Consider the following 20,972-nt stretch of genomic DNA (forward strand, 5'->3'; position numbering starts at 1 on the left):
CCGTCATCCCGCCGCGGCGCCGCCCAGCGTCTCGATGACCACCTCCGCGACGTGCTTCATCGTGGTGCGCCGGTCCATCGCCGCCCGCTGGATCCAGCGGAACGCCTCGGGCTCGGTCATCGCGTGCTTGTCCATGAGCAGACCCTTGGCACGGTCGACGAGTTTGCGGGTCTCGAACCGCTCGGTCAGCCCCGCCACCTCGCGCTCGAGTTCACGGATCTCCGCGAACCGGCTCGCTGCCACCTCGATCGCCGGAACGAGATCGGTCTTCGAGAACGGCTTGACGAGATACGCCATGGCGCCGGCGTCGCGGGCGCGTTCGACGAGCTCACGCTGACTGAACGCCGTGAGAATGACCACAGGTGCGATGCGCCGGGCGGCGATCTCCGAGGCGGCGTCGATGCCGTCGCGCCGGGGCATCTTCACGTCCATGATGACCAGGTCCGGCTTCAGCTGCTCCGCCAGTTCGACCGCCCGCTGCCCGTCGCCGGCCTCGCCGACCACCTCGTAGCCTTCCTCGCGGAGCATCTCCACCAGATCGAGCCTGATCAGCGCCTCGTCCTCGGCTACTACGACGCGCCGCGGCTGAGCGGGATTCTCGTGCGGGGCGGCTGTCATCGTCGGCCATCTCCTGTCGCTCGGGCGGCCCCCGTGGAGGGGGTGGAACGTTAGAAGGGTACCGGTGGCCGACGGCCGTCACCGATCTTCTACAGTGGTCTGCGCACGACGCCCCCGTATCCCAATTGGCAGAGGAAACGGATTCAAAACCCGTCCAGTGTGAGTTCGAGTCTCACCGGGGGCACCGCCACACTGCCGGCCTCCGGCCGGAATGGGGACACCGCCGGCCTCCGACTCGCGGTGCGCCCGCAGCGCCGGCGACGCGAACACGAAACCCGGGGCGCCTCCCCGCGGAAACGCTGGTAACGTGCCGACTTCGGTGAAGCGTCCGTGGCCGCAATCCCCACCGCCCCCCGATCTCGCGGTCCACGAATGGAGATGGGAGAAGGCATGAGACGCGCCCTGCTCCTCGTGACGGCGTGTGCGGCCGTGCTGCTCGCCCCGGCGCCGGGTGCGGCCGCGCACGTACCGGACGAGCGGATCGTGCTGCGCCCCGGCGACGGAATCACCTTCACCAGCGCCGATCCCGCGCCGGGTTGGTGCTCGGTCGGCGCGGTCGGTCACGACCGGGAGGGCCGCCTCGTCGCCGTCACCGCCGGACACTGCTGGCAGAACGGCGCCGGCGAGGTGTGGAAGGTCGGCGAGCAGGGCCACGGACCGATCGGCACCGAGACGTCCGTCTACAGCCCCGGCTCGGTGGACCCCCTCGGGGTGCCGACCGACGCGGTGCCGGACTACGCGGTGATCCTGCTCGACGAGACCAGGGTGCGCGGGTCGAACACGTCGGCCCCGGACGCCGACGGCGAGGTCGTGGCGCTCGAGTCGATCGGCTCGCTGCCGGACGGTGACCAGGACATCGGCCGGCACTGCGCGGCCGGGCACACGACCGGGATCGCATGCGGGCCGTTGCCCCTCGTCGACGCCCTGGACGTCGCCGGCACCCGGGACGTGCTGGTGAACCCGAACTCGCTCAATTCGTGGCTCGTGATGCAACAGGGCGACTCCGGTGGTCCACTGGTCCGCACCGACACCGGCGAGTGGCTCGGCCTCGCCGTCGGCTACCGCCCCGACGATGTGCGCTTCGCGGTCTACCAGCGGGCCGACCGGATCGTCGAGGACCTCGACGCCCGGGGCGGCATCGGCGCCGGATTCACCCTCGTGTGCACCCCGTGACGAGGCGAGTCGTCGCCGCGGACGTCGTCTCCGTGTCCGCGCCGTCGTCCGGCGAGGTCCCCCGCGCGGACGATTCGTCGACCGTTCTTTCCTCGTTCGTCAACTTCGGTTCATCCGGCGTCCCTACGGTCGAGGCATGTCGAACCCGATGGTCGCAGTGGGCCCGGATGCGGTGGTCGGCGCCGTGGTCCGGCTGCTCACTCCCCCGCTGTGCGAGCTGTACGCCGTGCTGATGCGCGCCGGTGTGGTGGTCGTCGTCGACGACTGACGCCGGCGGCGTCGGTGACAACTGACGCCGCCGGCGTCGGTGACAACCGCCCGGCTCGGCGTGTCAGGCCGAACCCGAAGGGTCACTCGGTGAGCCGCCGGGTGTCGGTGGTGGGCCGATCGAACTCGCGGGTCACGGTGTCTCTGTGCCTCGTCGCTCACGCGAGTCGGACGCGGATCGGCACCGACCGCCACGAGCGGAGGGTGTTGTTCAGGTGCCGGTGCACCGGACCGTCGACCTCGATCGACTCGACCCGTGTGGCCAGCGCCGTGAGTAGCGCCTCCGATTCGAGACGCGCGACGTGCTGGCCGACACACTGGTGGATGCCCATCCCGAACCCGACGTGACCGGACGGGTCGCGCGCGAGGTCGAACGCGTCGGGCCGCTCCCAGCGTCGGGGGTCACGGTTGGCCGCGCCGAGGAACAGCAGAACCTTGTGGCCGTCGGGGATGACGGTGCCGCCGATCTCGATGTCGCGGGTGGCGGTGCGGAAGAAGGTCTGCACGGGCGACTCCCAGCGCACCGCCTCGTCGAACGCGGTCCGCGCCAGCGACGGGTTCGCCCGCACCGCTCGCCATTGCTCGGGGTGGGTAGCGAACGCGTACAGTACGGCAGCCAGCCCGTTGACGGTCGTGTCGACCCCTGCGGTGAGGAGCGACCGAACAATCAGGGGTGCCTGGTCGTGGGTGATGTCACCGCGATCCGCCGCGGCCCAGATCTGCGCTCCGAAGCCGCCCTCGGTCAGGACGTCGCGCGCGCACTGGGCGTTGACCCAGGCCGACAGATCTCGGATCCGCGAGATACCCCGGTCGACCAGGCTGTTGGCGGGGCCGAAGGCATTGAAGGTGTGGTCCCCGTACGGCAGCAGATTCTCCCGCCCGGCGTCGGGTATACCGACGGCGTCCGGGAACACCCGCAGCGGGAACGCCGCGGCCAGGTCGGTGACGGCATCGAGTTCGGTTCCTCGGGTCAGGACCTCGTCGACCAGATCCTCGGCGTCGTCGATCCAGGCGTTCCGGAGCGTGCGCAGCGCGCGGGGACCGAGGATGCGGGTGAGGAGCGCACGGGGGGCGTCGTGGTGCGGCGGGTCCGCCTCGAGCAGCAGGCTCGGTGGCCGCCAGGGCTTCTCGTAACGGAAGTTGCTCAGTCCGACACCCGCGGCGGACTGGAACGACTGCCAGTCGGCGAGGGCGGCGTGCACCTGCTCGTAACGACCCATGCCGAACACGCCGAGACGGTCGAGGCGGACGACGGGCCCGGCCTCGCGGAGTTCCTCCTGGAACGGTAGGGGGTTGTCGAGAACGGCGAGGTCGAACGGGTCGGCGTCGCTGATCGGTGTTCCGGTCGGTGCGAGAGTTGTCATGGCGAGATCCCTTGGTGAGGTGGTCAGAGGTCGAGTACCAGGCGGTCGGAGCACGATCGCGAAACGCAGACGAGCATGCAGTCCACGGCCGCTCGTTCGCCGTCGTCGAGTACGGAGTCGCGGTGGTCGGGCTCTCCGGCCAGGACCGTGGTCTCACAGGTTCCGCAGGTGCCTTCGCGACACGACGAGAGCACGCCCACACCGGCTGCCCGCAGCGCGTCGAGCACGCTCTGCTGCGGCGTGACGGAGATCGTGCGGCCCGACCTGGCCAGTTCGATGTCGAAGGGGCTGTTGCGGACCGGGGCCGGCTGCTCCCGAGGGACGAAGCGTTCGAGCCGCAACGCGCCCTTCGGCCAGGACGTGGCGCGGCTCGTGAGCGCATCGAGCAGCGGTACCGGACCGCACGCGTACACCTTCGCGCCGGCCGCCGCGGCTTCGGTGGCGACGTCGAGGTCGAGTCGACCCTTCTGGTCCTGGGGGACGAGGGAGACCCGCTCGCCGTACCGCGCGAGTTCGTCGCCGAATGCCATCGTGTCACGGGTACGGCCGCCGTAGAGGAGGTGCCAGTCGGCGGCGATCGAGTCTGCTTGCCGGATCATCGGCAGCAGTGGGGTGATGCCGATGCCGCCGGCGAGGAACAGGTACCGCGACGAGGGCACCATCCGGAAATTGTTGCGGGGACCGCCGATACCGACGAGATCGCCGACGGCCAGGTGATCGTGGATGTACACCGACCCCCCGCGGCCGTGCGGCTCGCGTAGCACGGCGACGCGGTAGGTGTGGGCGTCCCAGCGGTCGCCGCACAGCGAGTACTGGCGGGTGAGTCCGTTGGGCAGCATCAGGTCGATGTGCGCACCCGGCGCCCAGTCCGGCAGGCGCCTACCGTCGGGATGGGCGAGCGTCAGGGCAGTAACACCCTGTGCCGCAGACTCTTTCGTAATGACTCGCACAGCCGACTCCGTGGCGGCAATGTGATCGGACACGACAAACTCCTCTGTCTCGTCGTCGGATCGAGGATGGTCCGGACCGTGAAGTTCACACCAGACGTTCCTCGATCATTGAGAGAAAATGTGTGCGGCGGGTTACCGGCTCGGCGGCGTCGGGTGGGAGATCACTCGGGATATGCCTCGAGCGGCGGCCTGCAGTGCCGGGATCTGCGCGTAAGCGGAGGGGTCGTTCGGCACGATCAACCCCAGTGCGGCGACGACCTCCTCGGACGCCCCGCGGACGGGGACCGCCACGCCGGTGGTGTCGGGGTGGAGGTGGCCCGCGCAGAGCGCGTATCCCTGTCTGCGGATCTGCGCCAGCGCAGCACGCAGATCCCGGGGGGTGTGGATGGTGTGCTCGGTGAAGGCGCGCATCGGCGCGTTCATCACCTCGTCCTGCACCTCGACCGGACTGTGCGCGAGCAGCACGAGCCCGGACGAGGAGGCGTGCAGTGGTAGCCGACCGGCGACGCGCGTGAAGTTGACGGCCGCCCCGCGCGCGGTGAGTCGTTCCAGGAACAGCACCTCGGTGCCCTCCCGGACCGCCAGCTGGGTGTGCTGGTCGACCACCGCGTGCAGGTCCTCCATGAACGGACGCGCCGCCTCCCGCAGGCTCACCGTGGGTGACGACCGTGAAGCCACCTCCCACAGGCGCACCCCGACCCGCACTCGACGGCCGTCACGTTCGAGCCATCCGCACCGGACGAGTTCCTCGATCAGCCGGGAGGCGGTGGCGACGTGCAGGCCTGCGCGCCGGGCGATCTCGGAGACCGTCAGCGTGGAATCGTCGATGCCGAACGCCTCGATGACGCGTGCCGCGCGGGCAAGCACAGACTCTCCCGTGGGAACTCGCGCCACGCCCACTCCTCTCCACGGCCGCCCGGACTCACACGATGGTGAGTTCACCCTCGACGGTAGTCACGCCGCTTCGCGCCGTGACACGAACAACGGAGACCACCACCCCTGCACCCAGGAAAGCGACGGCGACAAGCAGGTACAGCTGGGTCGCGGTCCATCCGGCGTCGAGGAACCCACCCGCGACGATCGGTGACATGATCGCGCCGATGCGTCCGACGCCGATGCCCCAGCCCATGCCGGTAGCGCGCAGGGAAGGCGAGTACACGGCCGGGGTCAGCGCGTAGAGCCCGCCGATGCAGCCGTTCACGACGACGCCGATCGCTGCACCGAGGACGAAGCCCACCGCGACGGTCCCCATGGCAGGCACGAATACGGCGAGCAGGATCGCCGACGCGACCAGGTATCCGACCAGGACGCGTCCGAGGCGGAACCGGACTGTCAGCACGCCGAGGAGGGCGGTGCCGAAGATGCCGCCCAGATTGAGCAGCACACCGCCGGTGATCCCCTGCGTCGCGGACATCCCGGCCTCCACCAGCAGCTTCGGCGTCCAACTCGTCACGAAGTAGAAACCGAACATCGTCAGGAAGAAGGCACCCCAGATCAACAGGGTGTTCCGACGCTGTCCCGGGACGAGCAGGGCGGTCGGTCCGACACCGCGCTTCCGGGCATCGGCAGTGGCAGGGGCCGGGGGCAGCGCGCTCACCGGCGAGTGGCCCGCGCGGACTGCGAACGAATTGATGCGCTCGAGTGCGTTCGCCGGGCGGCGGGCGAACAGGAAGTCGAGGGACTCCGGCAGCCGGAACCAGACGAGCGGGATCAGGGCCGCGGTGCACACACCGCCGAAGAGGAATACCGAACGCCAACCGGACGAACTCTGCAGGACCACGGCCACCACGCCCCCGAGTGTCGCCCCGACCGCGTAGCCGGTGGAGTTGAGGGTCACGGCCAGGCCGCGAAAGCGATTCGACGCGAACTCACTGGAGATGACATTGCTGCTGGCCAGGATTCCACCGATGCCGATACCGGTGAGCACGCGCAGCGCGCCGAGTTGGCCGGCGTTCTGGCTCACCGCCGAGATCAGCATGCCGGTGGACGACAGAGTCAGGCAGACGAGGATCATGGTCCGGCGACCCACACGATCCGCCCACGGCGCGAGGGCGATCGAACCGATCGCCATTCCGAACAAGCCCGCACTGAGCAGCAGACCCAGGACCGATCCTGAGATGCCCCACTCCTGCGAGACGGATTGGGAGGTGAAGGCCATGACGAGGACGTCGAAACCGTCGAGCACGTTCAGCGCTACACACAGTGCGACCGCTGTCCACTGGAACCGACTCATGGGGCCGGTGGCGATACGGTGGCGCAGATCGAGTTCCACGCGAATCTCCTTGCGTTGGAGGGATGCCGGGCACCGGGGAACAGTGCCCGCGGAGCGACAAGAAGCATCACCGGCTCGGATGCGGCGTCGCTACGGAACTCTCAATGGTTGATAGGAAATCATGTGCGGCACGTCTCAGTGCCGGCCCTTTGTGTTCGAGGCCATTGCCCACGGGCCGGATCGAGCGGCGTCGACCTCATCGGCATGTCGCCGGGTGCCCAGGGCGCTGTGTGGACGGGGTGCCCAGGGCACGGTGTGGGCCGGGTGCCCAGGGCACGGTGTGGGCCGGGTGCCCAGGGCACGGTGTGGGCCGGGTGCCCAGGGCACGGTGTGGACGGGGTGCCCAGGGCACGGTGTGGACGGGGTGCCCAGGGCACGGTGTGGACGGGGTGCCCAGGGCACGGTGTGGCCACCGAGCATCGATCAGCGCGCCTCGAGATCCATGCACGGACTCCCCTCGGCGTGGGGTCCGGCCGGGTCGGGTGTCGACGGTGTACCAGGCCGGCGGGCGAACATGTAGGTCGACGGATGGACGGCCCGGGGGTCCGGCGGTGAACTCGGCGCCCCGCGTGGTACGCACGGCGAGCGCGTCGGCCGGCCTCGCGACTACTTCTCTCCCCCTGCCGGCGCGACCCGAGGGTCCGTGGCTGCCGGGGTCTCGGAAGCGTCTCCGGGTTCTCGCGGCGCAAGCACCGACGTCACCACCGCGCCGATCGCCGGTAGCCGTTGCGCGGCGATCGAGGCGACGGCGGCGAGCACGGTGGCTGCTCCCGCGCACCCGAGTGCCTGGGTCCACCCTACCGGGCCGATCGGCACGCAGCCCAGCAGTCCGCTCACCCCCGGCGTGCTGATCAGTGCGGCCATCACGGCGAGCGAGCCGAGGACGGTGCCGACGACGAGGGGGCTGCGCGAGTCGAGCAGGGTCTGCCCGAGCTGAGCGCCCACGAGCGCGACGAGCGCCACCGTCGATGCACGCGCGTTCGAGCCCGTCATCCGTGCCATGGCCCAGGCCGCGGTGGCCGCGGCCGCGGTAGTGGCGCCGCGGACGGCCACGGTGTGCAGGAGCGCGGACTCGTCGGGCCGCGGCGCGGGACCGGAGCCGTCGATGCGGGGGGTACTGACGGCCAGGGCCGCTGCCGGGAGCGCGTCGGTGAGCATGTTCACCAGCAGCAGCTGCCGGGCATTGAGCGGGGAGCGGCCGGTGACCAGGCTGCCGAGTAGCGCGAACGCGACCTCACCCGCGTTGCCGCCGAGCAGGACCGCCACGGCGGCCTGGACCCGCTGCCACAGCACGCGGCCCTCGTCGAGCGCGTCGAGCAGACCCGCGACGCGCCCCTCGAGCAGCACGACGTCGGCCGCGCCGCGCGCGGGGTCGCTGCCGTGGGAAGCCACGCCGATTCCGACGCTCGCGGCGCGGATCGCGGCGGCGTCGTTGGCGCCGTCGCCGACCATGGCGCACACGTGTCCGGCGTGTTCGAGGGTTTGCACGATCTGCACCTTGTGCTCGGGGGACATCCGCGCGAAGACGAGGCACTGCTCCACGGCGTGCTTTCGTTCGGTGTGCGAGAGCCCGTCCCATTCCGCACCACTGAGTACCTGATCCGTGCCGACGGGCAGGCCCAGTTCGGCGGCGATCGCGACGGCGGTCACCGGGTGGTCGCCGGTGACGAGCCGGACGGCGACGCCCTGCTCGAGCAGCGCGGGCAGCAATCCGGCCGCGTCGGCCCGCGGTGTGTCGGACAATCCGATCAGCCCGACGTGCCGCAGCCCGTTCCCGCACAGTTCCGCGAGGGCATCGGGATCGTCCGTCGCCCAATCGGTTTCGGAGTGGTTCAGGTCACGCTGCCCCACCGCGATCACCCGTAGGCCCTCGGCGGCCAGGGCGTGCACCCGCTCCCGGAGTTCGGGGCTGTCGTCACCGTAGGCACCGAGCATCGTCTCCGGGGCGCCCTTGACCGCCAGGTGGTTTCCGGCGATCGCGGCAGCGTAGGCCCGGCCGGACCGGAACGGCAGGTGGGCGGTCCGTTCGGCGGCCCGGTCCGCGACGGCGGCGGCATGCGCGGACTCGACGATCGCGACGTCGGTGGCGTGCTCGGGCGCTCCCCCGTTCGCCGGGATGCCGGTGCGGGCGGCGTAGGCCAGCACGTCCTGCCGGGTGAAGCCGGGGGCGGCTTCGACCGTGACGACTCGCAGACGGTTCTCGCTGAGTGTGCCCGTCTTGTCGAAGCAGACGACGTCGACACGGCTGAGGGCCTCGATCGAGCGGGGTGCGCGCACGAGGGTCGAGCGCTTGGTGAGCCGGCGGGCGGATGCGACCTGAGCGAGGGTGGCTACGAGGGTCAGCCCTTCCGGCACGGCCGCAACGGTGACCGCCACACCGCTGGTCACTGCCGCGCGGATTCCGGTGCCGCGCAGCAACCCCAGTGCGGCAACGAGTACGCCGCCGCCGAGGCTGACGGGCAGCGCGCGGCGGGTGAGGGTGCTCAGGCGTGCCTGCAGCCCCACTTCCCGGACCTGTGCGGGCGCCATCGCGGTGGCGCGACGGGCCTCGGTAGCCCCTCCCACCGCCGTCACGATCGTCACCGCGGTGCCGGTGAGCACGGTGGTGCCCGCGTAGAGCATGCAGGCGCGTTCGGCCAGCGGCGCCCCCGGCGTCGATTCACTCTGCTTGGCGACCGGAAGCGACTCCCCGGTCAGGGCCGACTCGTCGACCTCGACCCCGTCGGCGTGGACGATGCGCCCGTCCGCGGGCACGACCTCGCCCGGACGGACCTCGACGACGTGTCCGGGGCGCAGCCCGGCCGCGGGGACCCCGACGTACCGCCGGTCCCCGCGCGGGCCGGCGACGCGGCGGGCAGGTGGGTCTTGCACCGCCAGAAGCCTTTTCACAAGACGTTCGGCGCGCAGACGCTGGGCGGCCGAAAGCGCGGCGTTGAGCAGCAGTACGGATCCGACGAGTACGGCATCGAGCGGCGATCCGAGCACCGCGCTCGCCGCGGAGCCCGTGGCGAGGACCGGCGTCAGCGGGTCCGCCAGTTCGGTGCGCACGGCCCGGGTGAAGTCGGCCGCGGATCCGAGCGGACGGACACCGACCCGCCGGACGCCCCGCACCACGCGCATCCGGGTCCGCGCTCGCCACCCGGAGTCCGCTGCGGGCGTGAGCAGGTCGCCCGGTGCGGGGAGGAGCGCGCAGACCTCGTCCACCGGAAGGGCATGCCAGTCGTGGGCCGAACGTGGTTGCGGCAGCGGCGCGGCCAGCGCGGCGCGGGCCGCCGACGTTCCGGCCCACAACCCGGCCGCGGCGCCGGCGGTGACCGACTCCGGACCGCTGCCGGGCACGCCGGGCACCATGAGCAACGTCCCGAGGGCGGACGCGTCGCGGGCGATCTCCACGCCGCGCCGGCTTGTGCGGTCCGCGCGGCCGGGAGCGCGTGCAGGATCCGCCACGCGCCGGTCAGATCGCGAATCATCACGTCCGCCGACCAGGGTGGGCGGTGCCCGTCGCGGAGGACACCGAGGCCCACGTCGGCCAGGCCGAGAGCCTGCGCTGCCTCGACGGTGAGGACCGCGACGGTGCAGCCGCCGCGTTGCAGCTTGTCGACGACGTCGAACAGGGTCGTGTCCATCGACTCGGCGACGGGTTCGAGACGGTCGAAGCCGTTCCGCAGTGATCCCATCGCCTCGTCCTCCGCGGAGACCACGGCGATCCCCGCGCGTCGGGCGGCGGCGAGCACGGCGGAGGCGTAGCGGTCGTGGACCGGTCCGATCAGTACCTGTGCGTCGGCGGGAAGGTGCCCGGGCGCGTCCGGCACGGCGGAGACGGGGTGCCGGCCGGCGGTCAGGATGCCACGGTCGACCGCCGCCCGAGCCCGGTCCCACACCGCGCTGCGGTCGCGGTCGGGGACGCCGTTCAGTCGCGTCACCGTGAGGGCGGAGGTGTACAGGGCGCGGGGGTCGACGACGAGCGCGTCGACCTGGTCGAGACGGCGCAGCACGTCCGGGCGCAGAGTCAGCACTCCGCGGGCGGCGAGCCCGCGGGCGAGGGTGGCGGCGAAGGATTCCCGCGCGGTGCGGGTGGCCTTGGGGACGGCGACGAGCGCCGCGGTGCCGGCGGTGGCGGGTTTGCCGGTCAGCATCCCGGCCGCTGCCGCGCCGGCGAGTCCGGCCCAGCCGGCGCGGTCGGTGTAGCGCTCGACCACTCCGGCCGCCGGTTCGGTGGGACGGGCCGGACGATGTGGGCAGTGGGCCACGGCCGCGTGGGCGGCGAGTTCCGGTTCGAAGTCGCGCCAGGCGCGCCGCATCGCCAGTGTCTCGCCCACGAGGACGGTCCGGGTGACGGCTTCGACGGCGGCCGACGCCGGTGCGAGGGTCAGGGTGTGCAGCACGGTGGTCCCGGCGGCCAGCAGCAGGTCCGCCCTGCCGGTCCCCAGTGCGGATTCGACGAGGGCGCGGATGCGGGGGTGATAGTCCGACACGAGCACCGGGGCGGCTGCGGCGCCGGGCAGGCGCGGCAGGCGCAGACGGCGTCCCGTCGCGGTCAGTACCAGCCCGGTGACGGCGGCGGCCGCGGACACGCCCCGCCGGACGAGCAGGACGTCGTCGCCGGGCAGCCCGGGCGGGGCGGCGGGGTGTTCGGTGGCGGCGGAGTCCTCGGTTGGGACACAGTGTTCGGTTGCAACACAGTCGGTTTCGACGCGCTCGACGATGCGCCGCAGGGCGCGGTCCGTAGGTCCGTCCGGGTCCGTGGACACCACGAGGCGGCACCAGGGGCGGTGCAGTTCGGCCGTGGCCACGCCCGGGGTGGCCCGGATCGCGGCGAGGACCCGGTCGCCGAGCGCCGCGCCGTCCGGGCCGTCGAGGCCCCGGACTTCGATCCAGGTTCGGGCACCGTTCGCCGCGCAGCGCCGGGCGGGGCGTCCGCTGCCCGCTTCCCGGGCGACGTCGGCGACGAGATGGAGGATCGCCGCGGGGGCCGGCGCGGCGACCGCGGCGACGGGGGCACGGAGCAACGCCGTCCCGACGCCTGCCGCCGTGGCGGCGCCGACGACGGCGGCGTCGAGGGCGACGCCGGCACCGGCGGCCGCGACCCGGACGCCGCCCCGCAGCGCGGATCCGGGAAGGGACATCAGGGTGGTGACCGACCGATGCGGGCGCCGCCGGCGGGAAGTTCCGTGGTGCATGGTGTCCTCCTCGGCTGGCGCACGCGCATTCCGGCCCGGGACCGGGCACCGGTGCCACTGCCGGCCGTTCCCGTCGGCCGTCGCCGGCATCGAGGTCACCGATCCTTCAGCGTAGTTCGGTCGCCGCGCGGTGTGGACCCGAGTCGGGCAGATTCGCCGGGCGGCCGGGTCTCAGCGGACGCTCTCGGTGACCGTCCAGCGTCCCTCCCCCTGCAGTTCGAGGACCCGGTCGTGGAACGTGTCGAGGGTGCTGCGGTGCCCGACGCTGACGATGACGCTGTCCGGCAGGGCCTCGCGGAGGGTGCGATAGAGCGCGTGTTCGAGCCCTTCGTCCACGGCGCCGGTGGCCTCGTCGAGGAACACCGTGCGCGGCCGGGCCAGCAGGACTCGTGCGAAGCCGAGGCGCTGCTGCTCCCCGGGCGAGAGCACGCGCGCCCAGTCGGTGTCGTCGTCGAGACGTTCGGTCAGGTGCCCGAGGTGCACGCGGTCGAGCACCTCGCCGAGTTGCGCGTCGTCGGGCATCGGCGGACGAGGGTAGGACAGGGCTTCGCGCAGCGTCCCGAGCGGCACGTAGGGATCCTGGGACAGGAACAGCGCGTCGCCGATCGGACGCGCGATCCGGCCGTGTGCGTACGGCCAGAGCCCGGCGAGGGAGCGCAGCAACGTCGTCTTGCCGCTGCCGGAAGCGCCGCGCACGAGCAGGGCCTCGCCGGGCGGGATGTCGATGTCGAGGCCGGTCACGAGGGGACGGCCGGACGGGGTCCGGACGTCGAGACCGTGCATGTCGAGTGTGTCGCCCTGCTCGGTCGCGACGAGGACGGGCAGCTTCGCCGCCTGCTCGGTGGCGTCGAGCAATCCGTTGAGCCGGATGGTGGTGGCCCGGAACGCGGCGAAGTCGTCGTAGGACTCGCGGAAGAAGGACAGCGATTCGTGGACCTGGCCGAAGGCGTTGCCGGTCTGCATCACGTCGCCGAGGGTGATCTGTCCGGCGAACAGTCGCGGCCCCTGGATGAGGAACGGGAAGATCACCGCGATCTGGTTGACGGTCAGGTTGAAGCCGTCGAACTTCAGGATCCGGAACACGATCCGCCACCAGTTGCGGATCACCGCGGCGAATCGGCTCAGCAGGCCACCCCGCTCGACACCCTCCCCACGGTAGAAGGCGATGTTCTCGCCGTACTCGCGGACGCGGACCAGGGCGTAGCGGTAGGTGGCGCCGAGCTTCTCGTTGAGGAAGTTCAGGCGGATCAGCGGCCGGCCGATCCAGAACGCCACCGCGGTGGTGACCAGCACGTAGAGATAGACCAGGAACACCATGGCACGGGGGATCTCGGTGCCGAAGACGGTGATCGGGCCCGACAGGTCCCACAGGATGCCGGTGAAGCTGACGATGGACAGCACCGCGGTGACCGCTCCCATCGACAGGATGCGGGTGGTGGTGACGAAATCGGTGACGTCGACCTGGATGCGCTGATCGGGGTTGTCCACGGGCGGATCGACGAACCGGTCCCGGTAGAACGCGCCGGTGTCGAGCCAGGTGTCGACGAGCCGGTTGTTCAGGTGGGTGCGCCAGTGGATGTCGAGGGTCTGGCCGAGCAGGTACGCGACGAGGCTGCGCGCCACGTGGATGGTGGCGAGCACGGCGAACACCCGCATGAACCGCCAGAACGCCGCCTCGTCGAGATTCTGGATCGCGGTGTAGAAGTCGTTGTACCAGTACGAGAACAGCACGTTGACCCGCACCGCGAAGACGGTGAACAGCAGAACCAGGGCCACGAGTCCGAGCGGGCCGAGGCCACGGCGGGGATCGAAGTAGGGCTGCGCGATGCGCCACCACTGCCGCCCCCAGTGGGTTGCCCGTGCGAGCAGCGCCACCACGACGACGAACACCACCGCTGTGATCACATACGCCTTCAGCGTCCACCAGGCGCTGTCGACGAGTACATTTCCCCACTCCATCGGTCGCCACTCCCGTCTGCCGCGCCATCGCGCGATCCATGCGGACGATTGTGGCCCCCGTTCCGGGTGCGCGACGCCGATTCGGCGGTCGACCACTGCGACGCGACCGACCGCGCGGTCCTCGCCACGAGTTTCGCTGCGGCTCCGGACCGTGCTGCTTCACCTCGGGCACGGCGGGTATCCGACGGTCATGGAAATTCTGGGAATTCTCATTCTGGTCGGAGTGGTCGTCTACGTGGTGGTCCAGCGTCGCCGGAGCGGGCCGCGGAGGTGAACGCCGCTCGGCAGGCGCGCCGCGGTCGAGGCCGATCGCCGCGTGTCCGTCGGCGGGGTGGTGCGAAACGCGGCCGAGGGGTGACGGTCAGCGGGTACCGGGCACGGCGCGGTGCGTCGTGGTCCGGCGGGTAAGGAGGTAGCCGAGGGCGATCATGCCCACCCCGAGAACGAAGTGCAGCCAGTCGTCGGCGGAGTTGACCGGCACGAAGTTGGCCGAGCTGTCCTTGTCGATGATCAGGCCGTAGAGCCACAGCACCAGGTAGATGATGCCGCCGCCGATGAGGTAGGACCGGGCGGCACCCACCGTGCGGGCCATCGCGACGCCCGCCACGCCGAAGAGCAGATGCACGATGTTGTGGAGGATCGAGACTTCGAAGATCCCGAGCAGGAGGGCCTCGGACTCGTGTCCGGCGAACGTCATGGTGTCGTAGTTGGTCGTGATTCCGGGAATGAACCCGAGAATGCCGACGAGGAGGAACACCACGCCGACAGCGAGGGCGGCTGTCTGCACCGGTGTCCGGGTCATAGTTCGTCCTGCGTGCTCGGCCATGGCCGGCTCCTTTCGTTCGAACACGTGACCGGAGCCGGATCGGCTGCGGCTGTCGGAGTGATACCTCCGGGCACACCGGCGAAACCTCGCTTTCGGGGTTTTTCCCGAATCGGCGGCGGGCCGCACCTCACCGGGTGGGCCCCGCCCGGTCACGGCCCCGGGCGTGGGGGCCGACCGGTGGGGACGGGCCGGGCGACGAGGCGGGCCGCGATGTCGCGCAGCTTGACGTTCTCGTGCTGCGACTGCCGCACCAGCACGGCGAAGGCCTCCTCGGCGGTCAGTCCGCGAGCGGCCATGACGATCCCGACCGCGCGGTCGATCGTCGGACGCGACCGCAGGGCGCGACCGAGTTGCGCGATCTCCGCCCGGGCGCGGGCACCGCGTCGGGCCTGCCGCAGCGCGGTTTCCACAGCCGTCGTGAACACCTCCACCAGCGTCTCGTCCAGCGAGTCGAATCCGTGGTCGTGCTCGCTGTAGAGGTTGAACGAGCCGGCTGTCTCCTCGTCGATCCGCAGGGGGGCGGCCAGTGAGCTCGCCGTCCCGAACTGTTCCGCGCGCTCCGCGAATTCCGGCCAGCGTCGCCGCGTCTCCGCGCGGTCCGCGCGGACCACCCGGCCGCTCCGCGCCGCGTCGAGGCACAGCCCTGCACCGGCGAGGAACTGCGCGTGGTCGAGTTCGTAGACCAGCGGATTGCTGCAGACCTCGGTCTCGAGCCGACCGTCCCGTACCACCGTCACCCCTGCGCTCCCGGCGTCGGGCACGATCTTCACGACGTTGTCGACGAGCCGCCGCAGGAGTTCGGGCAGCTCGTCGCCCTCGTCGAGCGAGTCGGACAGCCTCCGCAGCGCCACGGCGATCTCTCCGACTCGCCCACACAGAGGGTTGTTCCCGGCCATGTCCCCGTCCACGACTGCATCCTCGTCGGTCGTTGCACTCCCCAGCATGCACCCGGCCGGGCGGTCGGGGACCCGATCCGGGGGGTTCACTGGCCGAGGCGCTGCGCCAGATAGTCGACGAGACCGTCGAGCGTGCTCAGGTGCGCGTAGTCCGCCTCGGGGATGTCCACTCCGAGCGACGATCGCAGGCCGATCAGCACGTTCAGCCAGTCCATCGAGTCGAGGTCGACCTGTTGGCGCAGCGGCCGGTCCCCCGCCAGTTCGAGATCCTCGATCTCGGGGGCGACGTCGGCGATCGCGGCGACGACGGCGGCGCGGAGGTCGGCGGGTTCGCCGGTAGCGGTCTCGTCGGTGGTCACGATCTCACCTCACAGTCGTTCGGGGTGCTGGAGCAGTTCGGCGATCTCGGTCAGGAACAGGGCGCCGCGCCGGCCGTCGCTGACCCGATGGTCGGCGGCCAGGGTCGCGGTGACCGCCGATACGGGCCGCACGGTGTCGCCGTCGACCCACGGGCGCCGTGTCGGCTTGCCGAAACCGACCAGCGCGACCTGCGGCGGGTAGATCACCCCGTACACCGACTCCACGCTCTCCTCCCCGAGGTTGGTCACGGTGACGGTGGGGTCGGACATCTCCGAGCTGCGCAACGATCCGGCCCGGGCGCGCTTGACGAGGTCGGCGAGAGCCGCCATGAGTTCGGGCAGGGCGAGGTCGGCGACGTCGTGGATCGCCGGGGCGATCAGCCCACCCTGGCGCAGGGAGACCGCCACCCCCACGTGTGTGGCCGGGGCCGGGTGGAACTCGTCGTCGGTCCAGAATCCGCTCATCTCCGGACAGCGCCGGGTGGCCAGCGCGACCGCCTTGATCAGCAGCGCCGCAAGCAGGACGCGCTCGGTGACCGGCCGTTGCGCGTTGTAGTCGGTGAGCCAGTCGAGGGCGCGTGTGAGCGGAATCTGCTCCGAGAGGTAGTAGTGCGGGATCTCCCGCTTGGACCGTCCCATCGCGGATGCGATGGCGCGGCGCATCTCGGCGGCCTTGTCGACGGGGGTCTTCGCCGGAGCCGCGGCGGGCGGGGGCGCCGGGGCGGCGGATGCGACCGCGGTACGGGCGGCCGCCGCCCGATCGACGTCCTCGATCGTCACCGACTGCCAGGGCCCGGTGCCGGTCACGGTGTCGAGGTCGACGCCCAGCGCCCGGGCCTGCCGGCGGGCGGCCGGCGAGATCCGCCGCCGCGCGGCCGGCGCGGGCCGGGTGGCGGGGGCCGCACCGGCGGGCGCGGGAACGGGGGCCGCCACAGCCGGTGCGGGGACGGGTGTCGCAGCCGGGGCCTCGGACGCCGGGATCCCGTCGACGGGCGGAGCGTCCTCCCCGGGTTCGAGCATCGTGGCCATCGCCGCGCCGACCGGCAGGGTCACGCCCGGCTGCGCGAGCAGCCGGTGGACGACCCCGTCCCGCCAGATCTCGACCTCGACCTCCGCCTTCGCGGTGTCCACCGAGGCGATCACCTGGCCCCGCTCGACCGTGTCACCGGGTGCGACGCGCCATTCGGTCAGGGTGCCCTCGTCCATGTCGGCGCCGAGGGACGGCAGGGTGAACTCGAACACGTCGCCTCCTCAGTTCTCGCCCGTCAACGCCAGCACGGCGGCGACGATCTTCTCCGGTTGCGGGATCGCCGCCTGTTCCAGGTGCCGGGCGTAGGGCACCGGCACCTCTTCGCTGCACACCCGGGCCACGGGCGCGTCCAGGTCGTAGAACGCCTCCTCGACGATCCGGGTGGTCACTTCGGCGGCGAGGCCGACGCTGCGCCAGCCTTCGTCGACGACCACCACCCGATGGGTGCGGCGGACGGAGTCCACGACGGTGGCGGTGTCGAGCGGACGCAGCACCCGCAGGTCGACGACCTCGGCCTCGATGCCGCTGCCCGCGAGCGTTTCCGCGGCGGCGAGGGCCTTGCCGACGGTGCCGCCGTAGGCGACGAGGGTCACGTCGCCGCCGGGCCGGAGCACCCGCGCGCGGTCGATGTCGACCGGTTCGTCTGGGTCGACGTCGGCGGTGGTGTTGTAGAGCAGGGCGTGCTCGAACACGACGACCGGGTCCGGATCCGCCAGGGCGGGGGCGAGCATTCCGCGGGCGTCCTGCACGGTTGCCGGGGCCAGGACCCGGATGCCGGGGATGTGTGCGTACCACGCCTCGAGGCTGTGCGAGTGCTGCGCGGCCAGTTGCCGTCCGGCCCCGGTGGCCATGCGGATCACGATCGGCACGGAGAACTGGCCGCCCGACATGTGGCGCAGCGCGGCGGCGGTGTTCACGATCTGATCGAGGGCGAGCAGGCTGAAGTTGACGGTCATGATCTCGACGACGGGGCGCATCCCGCCGAGGGCCGCCCCGATGCCCGCGCCGACGAACCCCAGTTCCGACAGTGGGGTGTCCCGGATGCGTTCGGGTCCGAACTCGTCGAGCAGGCCCTTGGTCACGGCGTACGTGCCGCCGTACCGCCCGATGTCCTCCCCCATCAGGAACACTCGCGGATCGGTGCTGAGCGCGTCGTGCAGGGCGGCGCGCAGGGCTTCGCGATAGCTGAGTTTCACGGCGCCTCCCCGGCCGGTGTGGTCACATCGCGCAGGAGGTCGGACTCCGGCTCCCAGGTGCCGGCCTCGGCGAAGGCGACGGCGGCGTCGACCTCGGCCGTGGCCTGCGCGTCGAGGTGCAGGAACTGTTCCTCGGTCAGCAGATTCAGCGCCTTCAGCCGCGCCGAGAACGTGTGGATGGGGCCGCGTTCCTTCCAGCGTTCGACCTCGGCCTTGTCCCGGTAGAGTTCGGGATCGAACATCGAATGGGCGCGGAATCGGTAGGTCTGGAACTCGACGAACATCGGTCCGCCGGTACTGCGGACGTGGGAGACCCCGGCCCGGGTCGTCTCGTGGACGGCGAGCACGTCCATCCCGTCCGTCCGGAGGGTGGGGACACCGAACGCGGCGGCCTTGGCGCACAGGTCGGTCTGCGATTCGGACCGGGCCAGGGCGGTGCCCATGGCGTACAGGTTGTTCTCGCAGCAGAACAGGACCGGCAGCTGCCACAGGGCCGCGAGGTTGAGCGCTTCGTGGAACGCGCCCTCGGCCATCGCTCCCTCGCCGAAGAAGCAGGCGGTGACCCTCGGGGCCGACTGCATCTTGTCGGCCAGCGCCAGGCCCACCGCCAGCGGCAGGCCGCCACCGACGATCGCGTTGCCGCCGTAGAAGCGGGTGGCGGCGTCGAACAGGTGCATCGAACCGCCGCGACCGCGGGAGCAGCCTTCCTGCTTGCCGAACATCTCGGCCATGATCGCGTTCATGGACAACCCGTGGATGAGGGCGTGCCCGTGTTCACGGTAGGTACCGACGACGGTGTCGCCGCGATCGAGTGCGTGCAGGGCCCCGACTGCCACGGCCTCCTCCCCCACGTACAGGTGCAGGAATCCGCGGATCTTGCCGGCGCCGTAGAGTTCGGCGGCCTTCTCCTCCATCCGCCGGATGCGCAGCATGTCGGCCAGCAGCCCGAGCGCGAACTCGCGGTCGTAGGGGAATCCGGCGGCGTGAGCGCCGATCCGGTCGCTGGTCATCCGGCCACCTCCGGGGTCTCGAGCGTCGAGGTGTCGCCTTCGGCGAGGCCGAGTTCGCGGGCTTTGAGCAACCGGCGCAGCGTCTTGCCGCTGCGGGTGTGCGGCAGCGAGTCGACGAAGGTGAGTTCCTTCGGGGCGACGGCCGCACCGAGCTTGACGCGGGCATGCCCGATCAGCTTGCGGCGCAACGCGTCGTCCGGTGCCACGCCGCGTTCGAGGACGACGAACGCCTTGACCTTCTCGCCGAGGATGTCGTCGGGCACACCGATCACGGCGGCTTCGAGGACGGCCGGGTGCGCGGCGAGCGCGCTCTCGACCTCGAACGGTCCGATGAGATGCCCGGCGGATTTGATGACGTCGTCGGCGCGGCCGACGAACCAGAAGTATCCGTCGGCGTCGCGGCGCGCGAGGTCCCCGGTGAGGTACAGATCGTCGGCGAAGCACTTGCGGTACCGCTGGTCCTGGTTCAGATAGCCGCGGAACATCGAGGGCCAGCCGGCCCGCAGCGCCAGTTCCCCTTCGGTGTCGGGCTCGGTGACCTCGTGCACGGTGCCGTCCTCGTCGCGGCGGACGATCCGGGCGTCGACCCCGGGCAGCGGACGGCCCATAGAGCCGGGCTTGATGTCGAACGCCGGTGTATTGGCGATCATGATGCCGCCGGTCTCGGTCTGCCACCAGTTGTCGTGGATGGGGAGTCCCAGCACCTCGGTACCCCACCACACGGCGTCCGGGGCCAGCGGCTCGCCGACACTGGCGACGAACCGCAGGTTCGGGAACCGGTAGCGCCTCGCGACCTCGGGTCCGGCGCGCATGAGCATCCGGACGGCGGTGGGGGCGGTGTACCAGACGCTGATCTGCTGGTCCTGCAGGATCCGGTACCACCGTTCGGCGTCGAACTCCGCCTCGTCGACGATCGAGGTGACGCCGTGCAGCAGCGGCGCGACGATGCCGTACGACGTGCCCGTCACCCACCCCGGATCGGCGGTACACCAGTAGATGTCGTCGGGGTGCAGGTCGAGGGCGTACCGGCCGGTGGCGTAGTGCGTCACGACGGCCCCGTGCACGTGCAGCGCCCCCTTCGGGGTGCCGGTGGTGCCGCTCGTGAAGTGCAGCAACGACGGGTCGTCGGCGGTCGTGGGGGTGAGGTCGGCGGCCGGTTCGGCGGCCTCGAGCAGTGCCCTCAGGTCGAGCGTGCCCGGCACGTCGGTGGGGGCGCCGCCGTCGCCGACGAGCAGCACGTGTTCGAGGGTCGGCACCCGGTCGCGCACCGCGGCGACGCGCCGGTGGTACAGCGCCTCCGTGGTCACCAAGACCTGCGCGGAGCCGAGTTCGAGGCGGGTGACCAGCGGTTCGGGACCGAAGGCCGAGAACAGCGGGGTGACGACCGTGCCGTTGCGCAGGGCGCCGAGGACAGCGATGTACAGCTCGGGGATCCGGTCGGCGAACACGAACAGCCGGTCGCCCTTGCCGATCCCGAGGTCGCGCAGGACGCGGGTGAAGCGGCGGACCCGGTCGGCGAGGTCGTGGTACGACAACTCCGTGACCTCGATGCGGCCGGTTGCGTCCCCCGGTGCGAGGAACCGGAGCGCCGGCCGGTCCCGCAGCGGGCCGTCGGCGTGCCGGTCGACCGCCGACCAGGCGATGTTGCATCCGCCGCCCGGCGGGCCCGGCATCTGCGCCGCCACCTGCTCCCACGTGAATCGAGCGCAGGTGGTCTCGTAGTCCGACAGGTTCGGCGGAACCCGCAGTTCGCCGGCCGTCTTGCGGATCACCGCGTCGCTGCTCGTCGTCACGGCCGCTCCCTCCGTTCGCGTCGAGCCGATCATGCGCCGCCCCGGACGACCGGCATAGGGGCATTGGTCCTCACGCCCC

The 20,972-nt window shown here is 71.4% G+C and carries 15 protein-coding genes, 1 tRNA gene and 1 pseudogene; 3 read left to right on the forward strand and 14 right to left on the reverse strand.

Going from position 1 to position 20,972, the window contains the following annotated elements:
* Positions 1–3: 3 nt before the first annotated feature.
* Positions 4–618, reverse strand: coding sequence for an ANTAR domain-containing response regulator (locus tag F1734_RS15330; RefSeq protein WP_003937895.1), 615 nt, complete (start codon positions 616–618; stop codon positions 4–6).
* Positions 619–728: 110 nt separating this feature from the next.
* Between F1734_RS15330 and F1734_RS15335 the strand changes: the two genes are divergently transcribed.
* The 3 genes from F1734_RS15335 (at position 729) to F1734_RS26445 (ending at position 2,059) form a co-directional block, all read left to right on the forward strand.
* A tRNA-Leu gene (locus F1734_RS15335) sits at positions 729–802 on the forward strand.
* A 206-nt stretch (positions 803–1,008) separates the two neighbouring features.
* On the forward strand, positions 1,009–1,791 hold the full coding sequence (locus tag F1734_RS15340) for a chymotrypsin family serine protease (protein ID WP_010595308.1): 783 nt from the start codon (positions 1,009–1,011) through the stop codon (positions 1,789–1,791).
* Between the two features lie 136 nt (positions 1,792–1,927).
* Positions 1,928–2,059 (forward strand): hypothetical protein, encoded by a 132-nt coding sequence (locus tag F1734_RS26445; RefSeq protein ID WP_017681335.1) that lies wholly within the window; start codon positions 1,928–1,930, stop codon positions 2,057–2,059.
* A 157-nt stretch (positions 2,060–2,216) separates the two neighbouring features.
* Here F1734_RS26445 and F1734_RS15345 read toward each other — a convergent pair whose 3' ends face one another.
* The 13 genes and pseudogenes from F1734_RS15345 to acsA form a co-directional block, all read right to left on the reverse strand.
* Positions 2,217–3,422 (reverse strand): cytochrome P450, encoded by a 1,206-nt coding sequence (locus F1734_RS15345; RefSeq protein ID WP_203010769.1) that lies wholly within the window; start codon positions 3,420–3,422, stop codon positions 2,217–2,219.
* 23 nt (positions 3,423–3,445) lie between these two features.
* On the reverse strand, positions 3,446–4,405 hold the full coding sequence (locus tag F1734_RS15350; protein WP_203010770.1) for a PDR/VanB family oxidoreductase: 960 nt from the start codon (positions 4,403–4,405) through the stop codon (positions 3,446–3,448).
* A gap of 99 nt (positions 4,406–4,504) precedes the next feature.
* Positions 4,505–5,266, reverse strand: a complete 762-nt coding sequence (locus F1734_RS15355) for an IclR family transcriptional regulator (protein ID WP_029540102.1) — start codon at positions 5,264–5,266, stop codon at positions 4,505–4,507.
* A 28-nt stretch (positions 5,267–5,294) separates the two neighbouring features.
* On the reverse strand, positions 5,295–6,644 hold the full coding sequence (locus F1734_RS15360) for an MFS transporter (protein ID WP_010595304.1): 1,350 nt from the start codon (positions 6,642–6,644) through the stop codon (positions 5,295–5,297).
* Between the two features lie 606 nt (positions 6,645–7,250).
* A pseudogene (locus F1734_RS26545) lies at positions 7,251–11,770 on the reverse strand (HAD-IC family P-type ATPase).
* Positions 11,771–11,995: 225 nt separating this feature from the next.
* Positions 11,996–13,783 carry an ABC transporter ATP-binding protein/permease gene (locus F1734_RS15370; RefSeq protein ID WP_010595302.1) on the reverse strand — a complete coding sequence of 596 codons (1,788 nt, stop codon included), beginning with the start codon at positions 13,781–13,783 and terminating at the stop codon, positions 11,996–11,998.
* 361 nt (positions 13,784–14,144) lie between these two features.
* Positions 14,145–14,585, reverse strand: coding sequence for a DUF4383 domain-containing protein (locus F1734_RS15375; protein WP_017682388.1), 441 nt, complete (start codon positions 14,583–14,585; stop codon positions 14,145–14,147).
* A gap of 173 nt (positions 14,586–14,758) precedes the next feature.
* The gene (locus F1734_RS15380) at positions 14,759–15,460 is read right to left on the reverse strand and encodes a GAF and ANTAR domain-containing protein (RefSeq protein ID WP_230831664.1); all 702 of its coding nucleotides are present in this window, start codon (positions 15,458–15,460) and stop codon (positions 14,759–14,761) included.
* Between the two features lie 131 nt (positions 15,461–15,591).
* A complete protein-coding gene (locus tag F1734_RS15385; RefSeq protein ID WP_010595299.1) occupies positions 15,592–15,864 on the reverse strand; it encodes an acyl carrier protein in 273 nt (90 codons plus the stop codon).
* A 9-nt stretch (positions 15,865–15,873) separates the two neighbouring features.
* On the reverse strand, positions 15,874–17,106 hold the full coding sequence (locus F1734_RS15390) for a dihydrolipoamide acetyltransferase family protein (RefSeq protein ID WP_040275099.1): 1,233 nt from the start codon (positions 17,104–17,106) through the stop codon (positions 15,874–15,876).
* 9 nt (positions 17,107–17,115) lie between these two features.
* Positions 17,116–18,090: an alpha-ketoacid dehydrogenase subunit beta gene (locus F1734_RS15395; RefSeq protein ID WP_017682176.1), complete on the reverse strand. Its 975-nt coding sequence runs from the start codon at positions 18,088–18,090 to the stop codon at positions 17,116–17,118.
* Positions 18,087–19,100, reverse strand: a complete 1,014-nt coding sequence (gene pdhA, locus F1734_RS15400; RefSeq protein WP_017682175.1) for a pyruvate dehydrogenase (acetyl-transferring) E1 component subunit alpha — start codon at positions 19,098–19,100, stop codon at positions 18,087–18,089. The genes F1734_RS15395 and pdhA overlap by 4 nt, the downstream gene beginning before the upstream one ends.
* Positions 19,097–20,926, reverse strand: a complete 1,830-nt coding sequence (gene acsA, locus F1734_RS15405; RefSeq protein WP_017682174.1) for an acetate--CoA ligase — start codon at positions 20,924–20,926, stop codon at positions 19,097–19,099. Before acsA ends, pdhA begins: the two co-directional genes overlap by 4 nt.
* Positions 20,927–20,972: the final 46 nt, after the last annotated feature.

The sequence above is a fragment of the Rhodococcus ruber genome (genome assembly GCF_016804345.1).
Classification (GTDB): domain Bacteria; phylum Actinomycetota; class Actinomycetes; order Mycobacteriales; family Mycobacteriaceae; genus Rhodococcus; species Rhodococcus ruber.

Excerpts from the sequence above, each read along its gene's own strand:
- F1734_RS15330 (WP_003937895.1), bottom strand. The coding sequence starts at position 618 with ATGACAGCCGCCCCGCACGAGAATCCCGCTCAGCCGCGGCGCGTCGTA.
- F1734_RS15340 (WP_010595308.1), top strand. The coding sequence starts at position 1,009 with ATGAGACGCGCCCTGCTCCTCGTGACGGCGTGTGCGGCCGTGCTGCTC.
- F1734_RS26445 (WP_017681335.1), top strand. The coding sequence starts at position 1,928 with ATGTCGAACCCGATGGTCGCAGTGGGCCCGGATGCGGTGGTCGGCGCC.
- F1734_RS15345 (WP_203010769.1), bottom strand. The coding sequence starts at position 3,422 with ATGACAACTCTCGCACCGACCGGAACACCGATCAGCGACGCCGACCCG.
- F1734_RS15370 (WP_010595302.1), bottom strand. The coding sequence starts at position 13,783 with ATGGAGTGGGGAAATGTACTCGTCGACAGCGCCTGGTGGACGCTGAAG.
- F1734_RS15375 (WP_017682388.1), bottom strand. The coding sequence starts at position 14,585 with ATGACCCGGACACCGGTGCAGACAGCCGCCCTCGCTGTCGGCGTGGTG.
- pdhA (WP_017682175.1), bottom strand. The coding sequence starts at position 19,100 with ATGACCAGCGACCGGATCGGCGCTCACGCCGCCGGATTCCCCTACGAC.
- acsA (WP_017682174.1), bottom strand. The coding sequence starts at position 20,926 with ATGATCGGCTCGACGCGAACGGAGGGAGCGGCCGTGACGACGAGCAGC.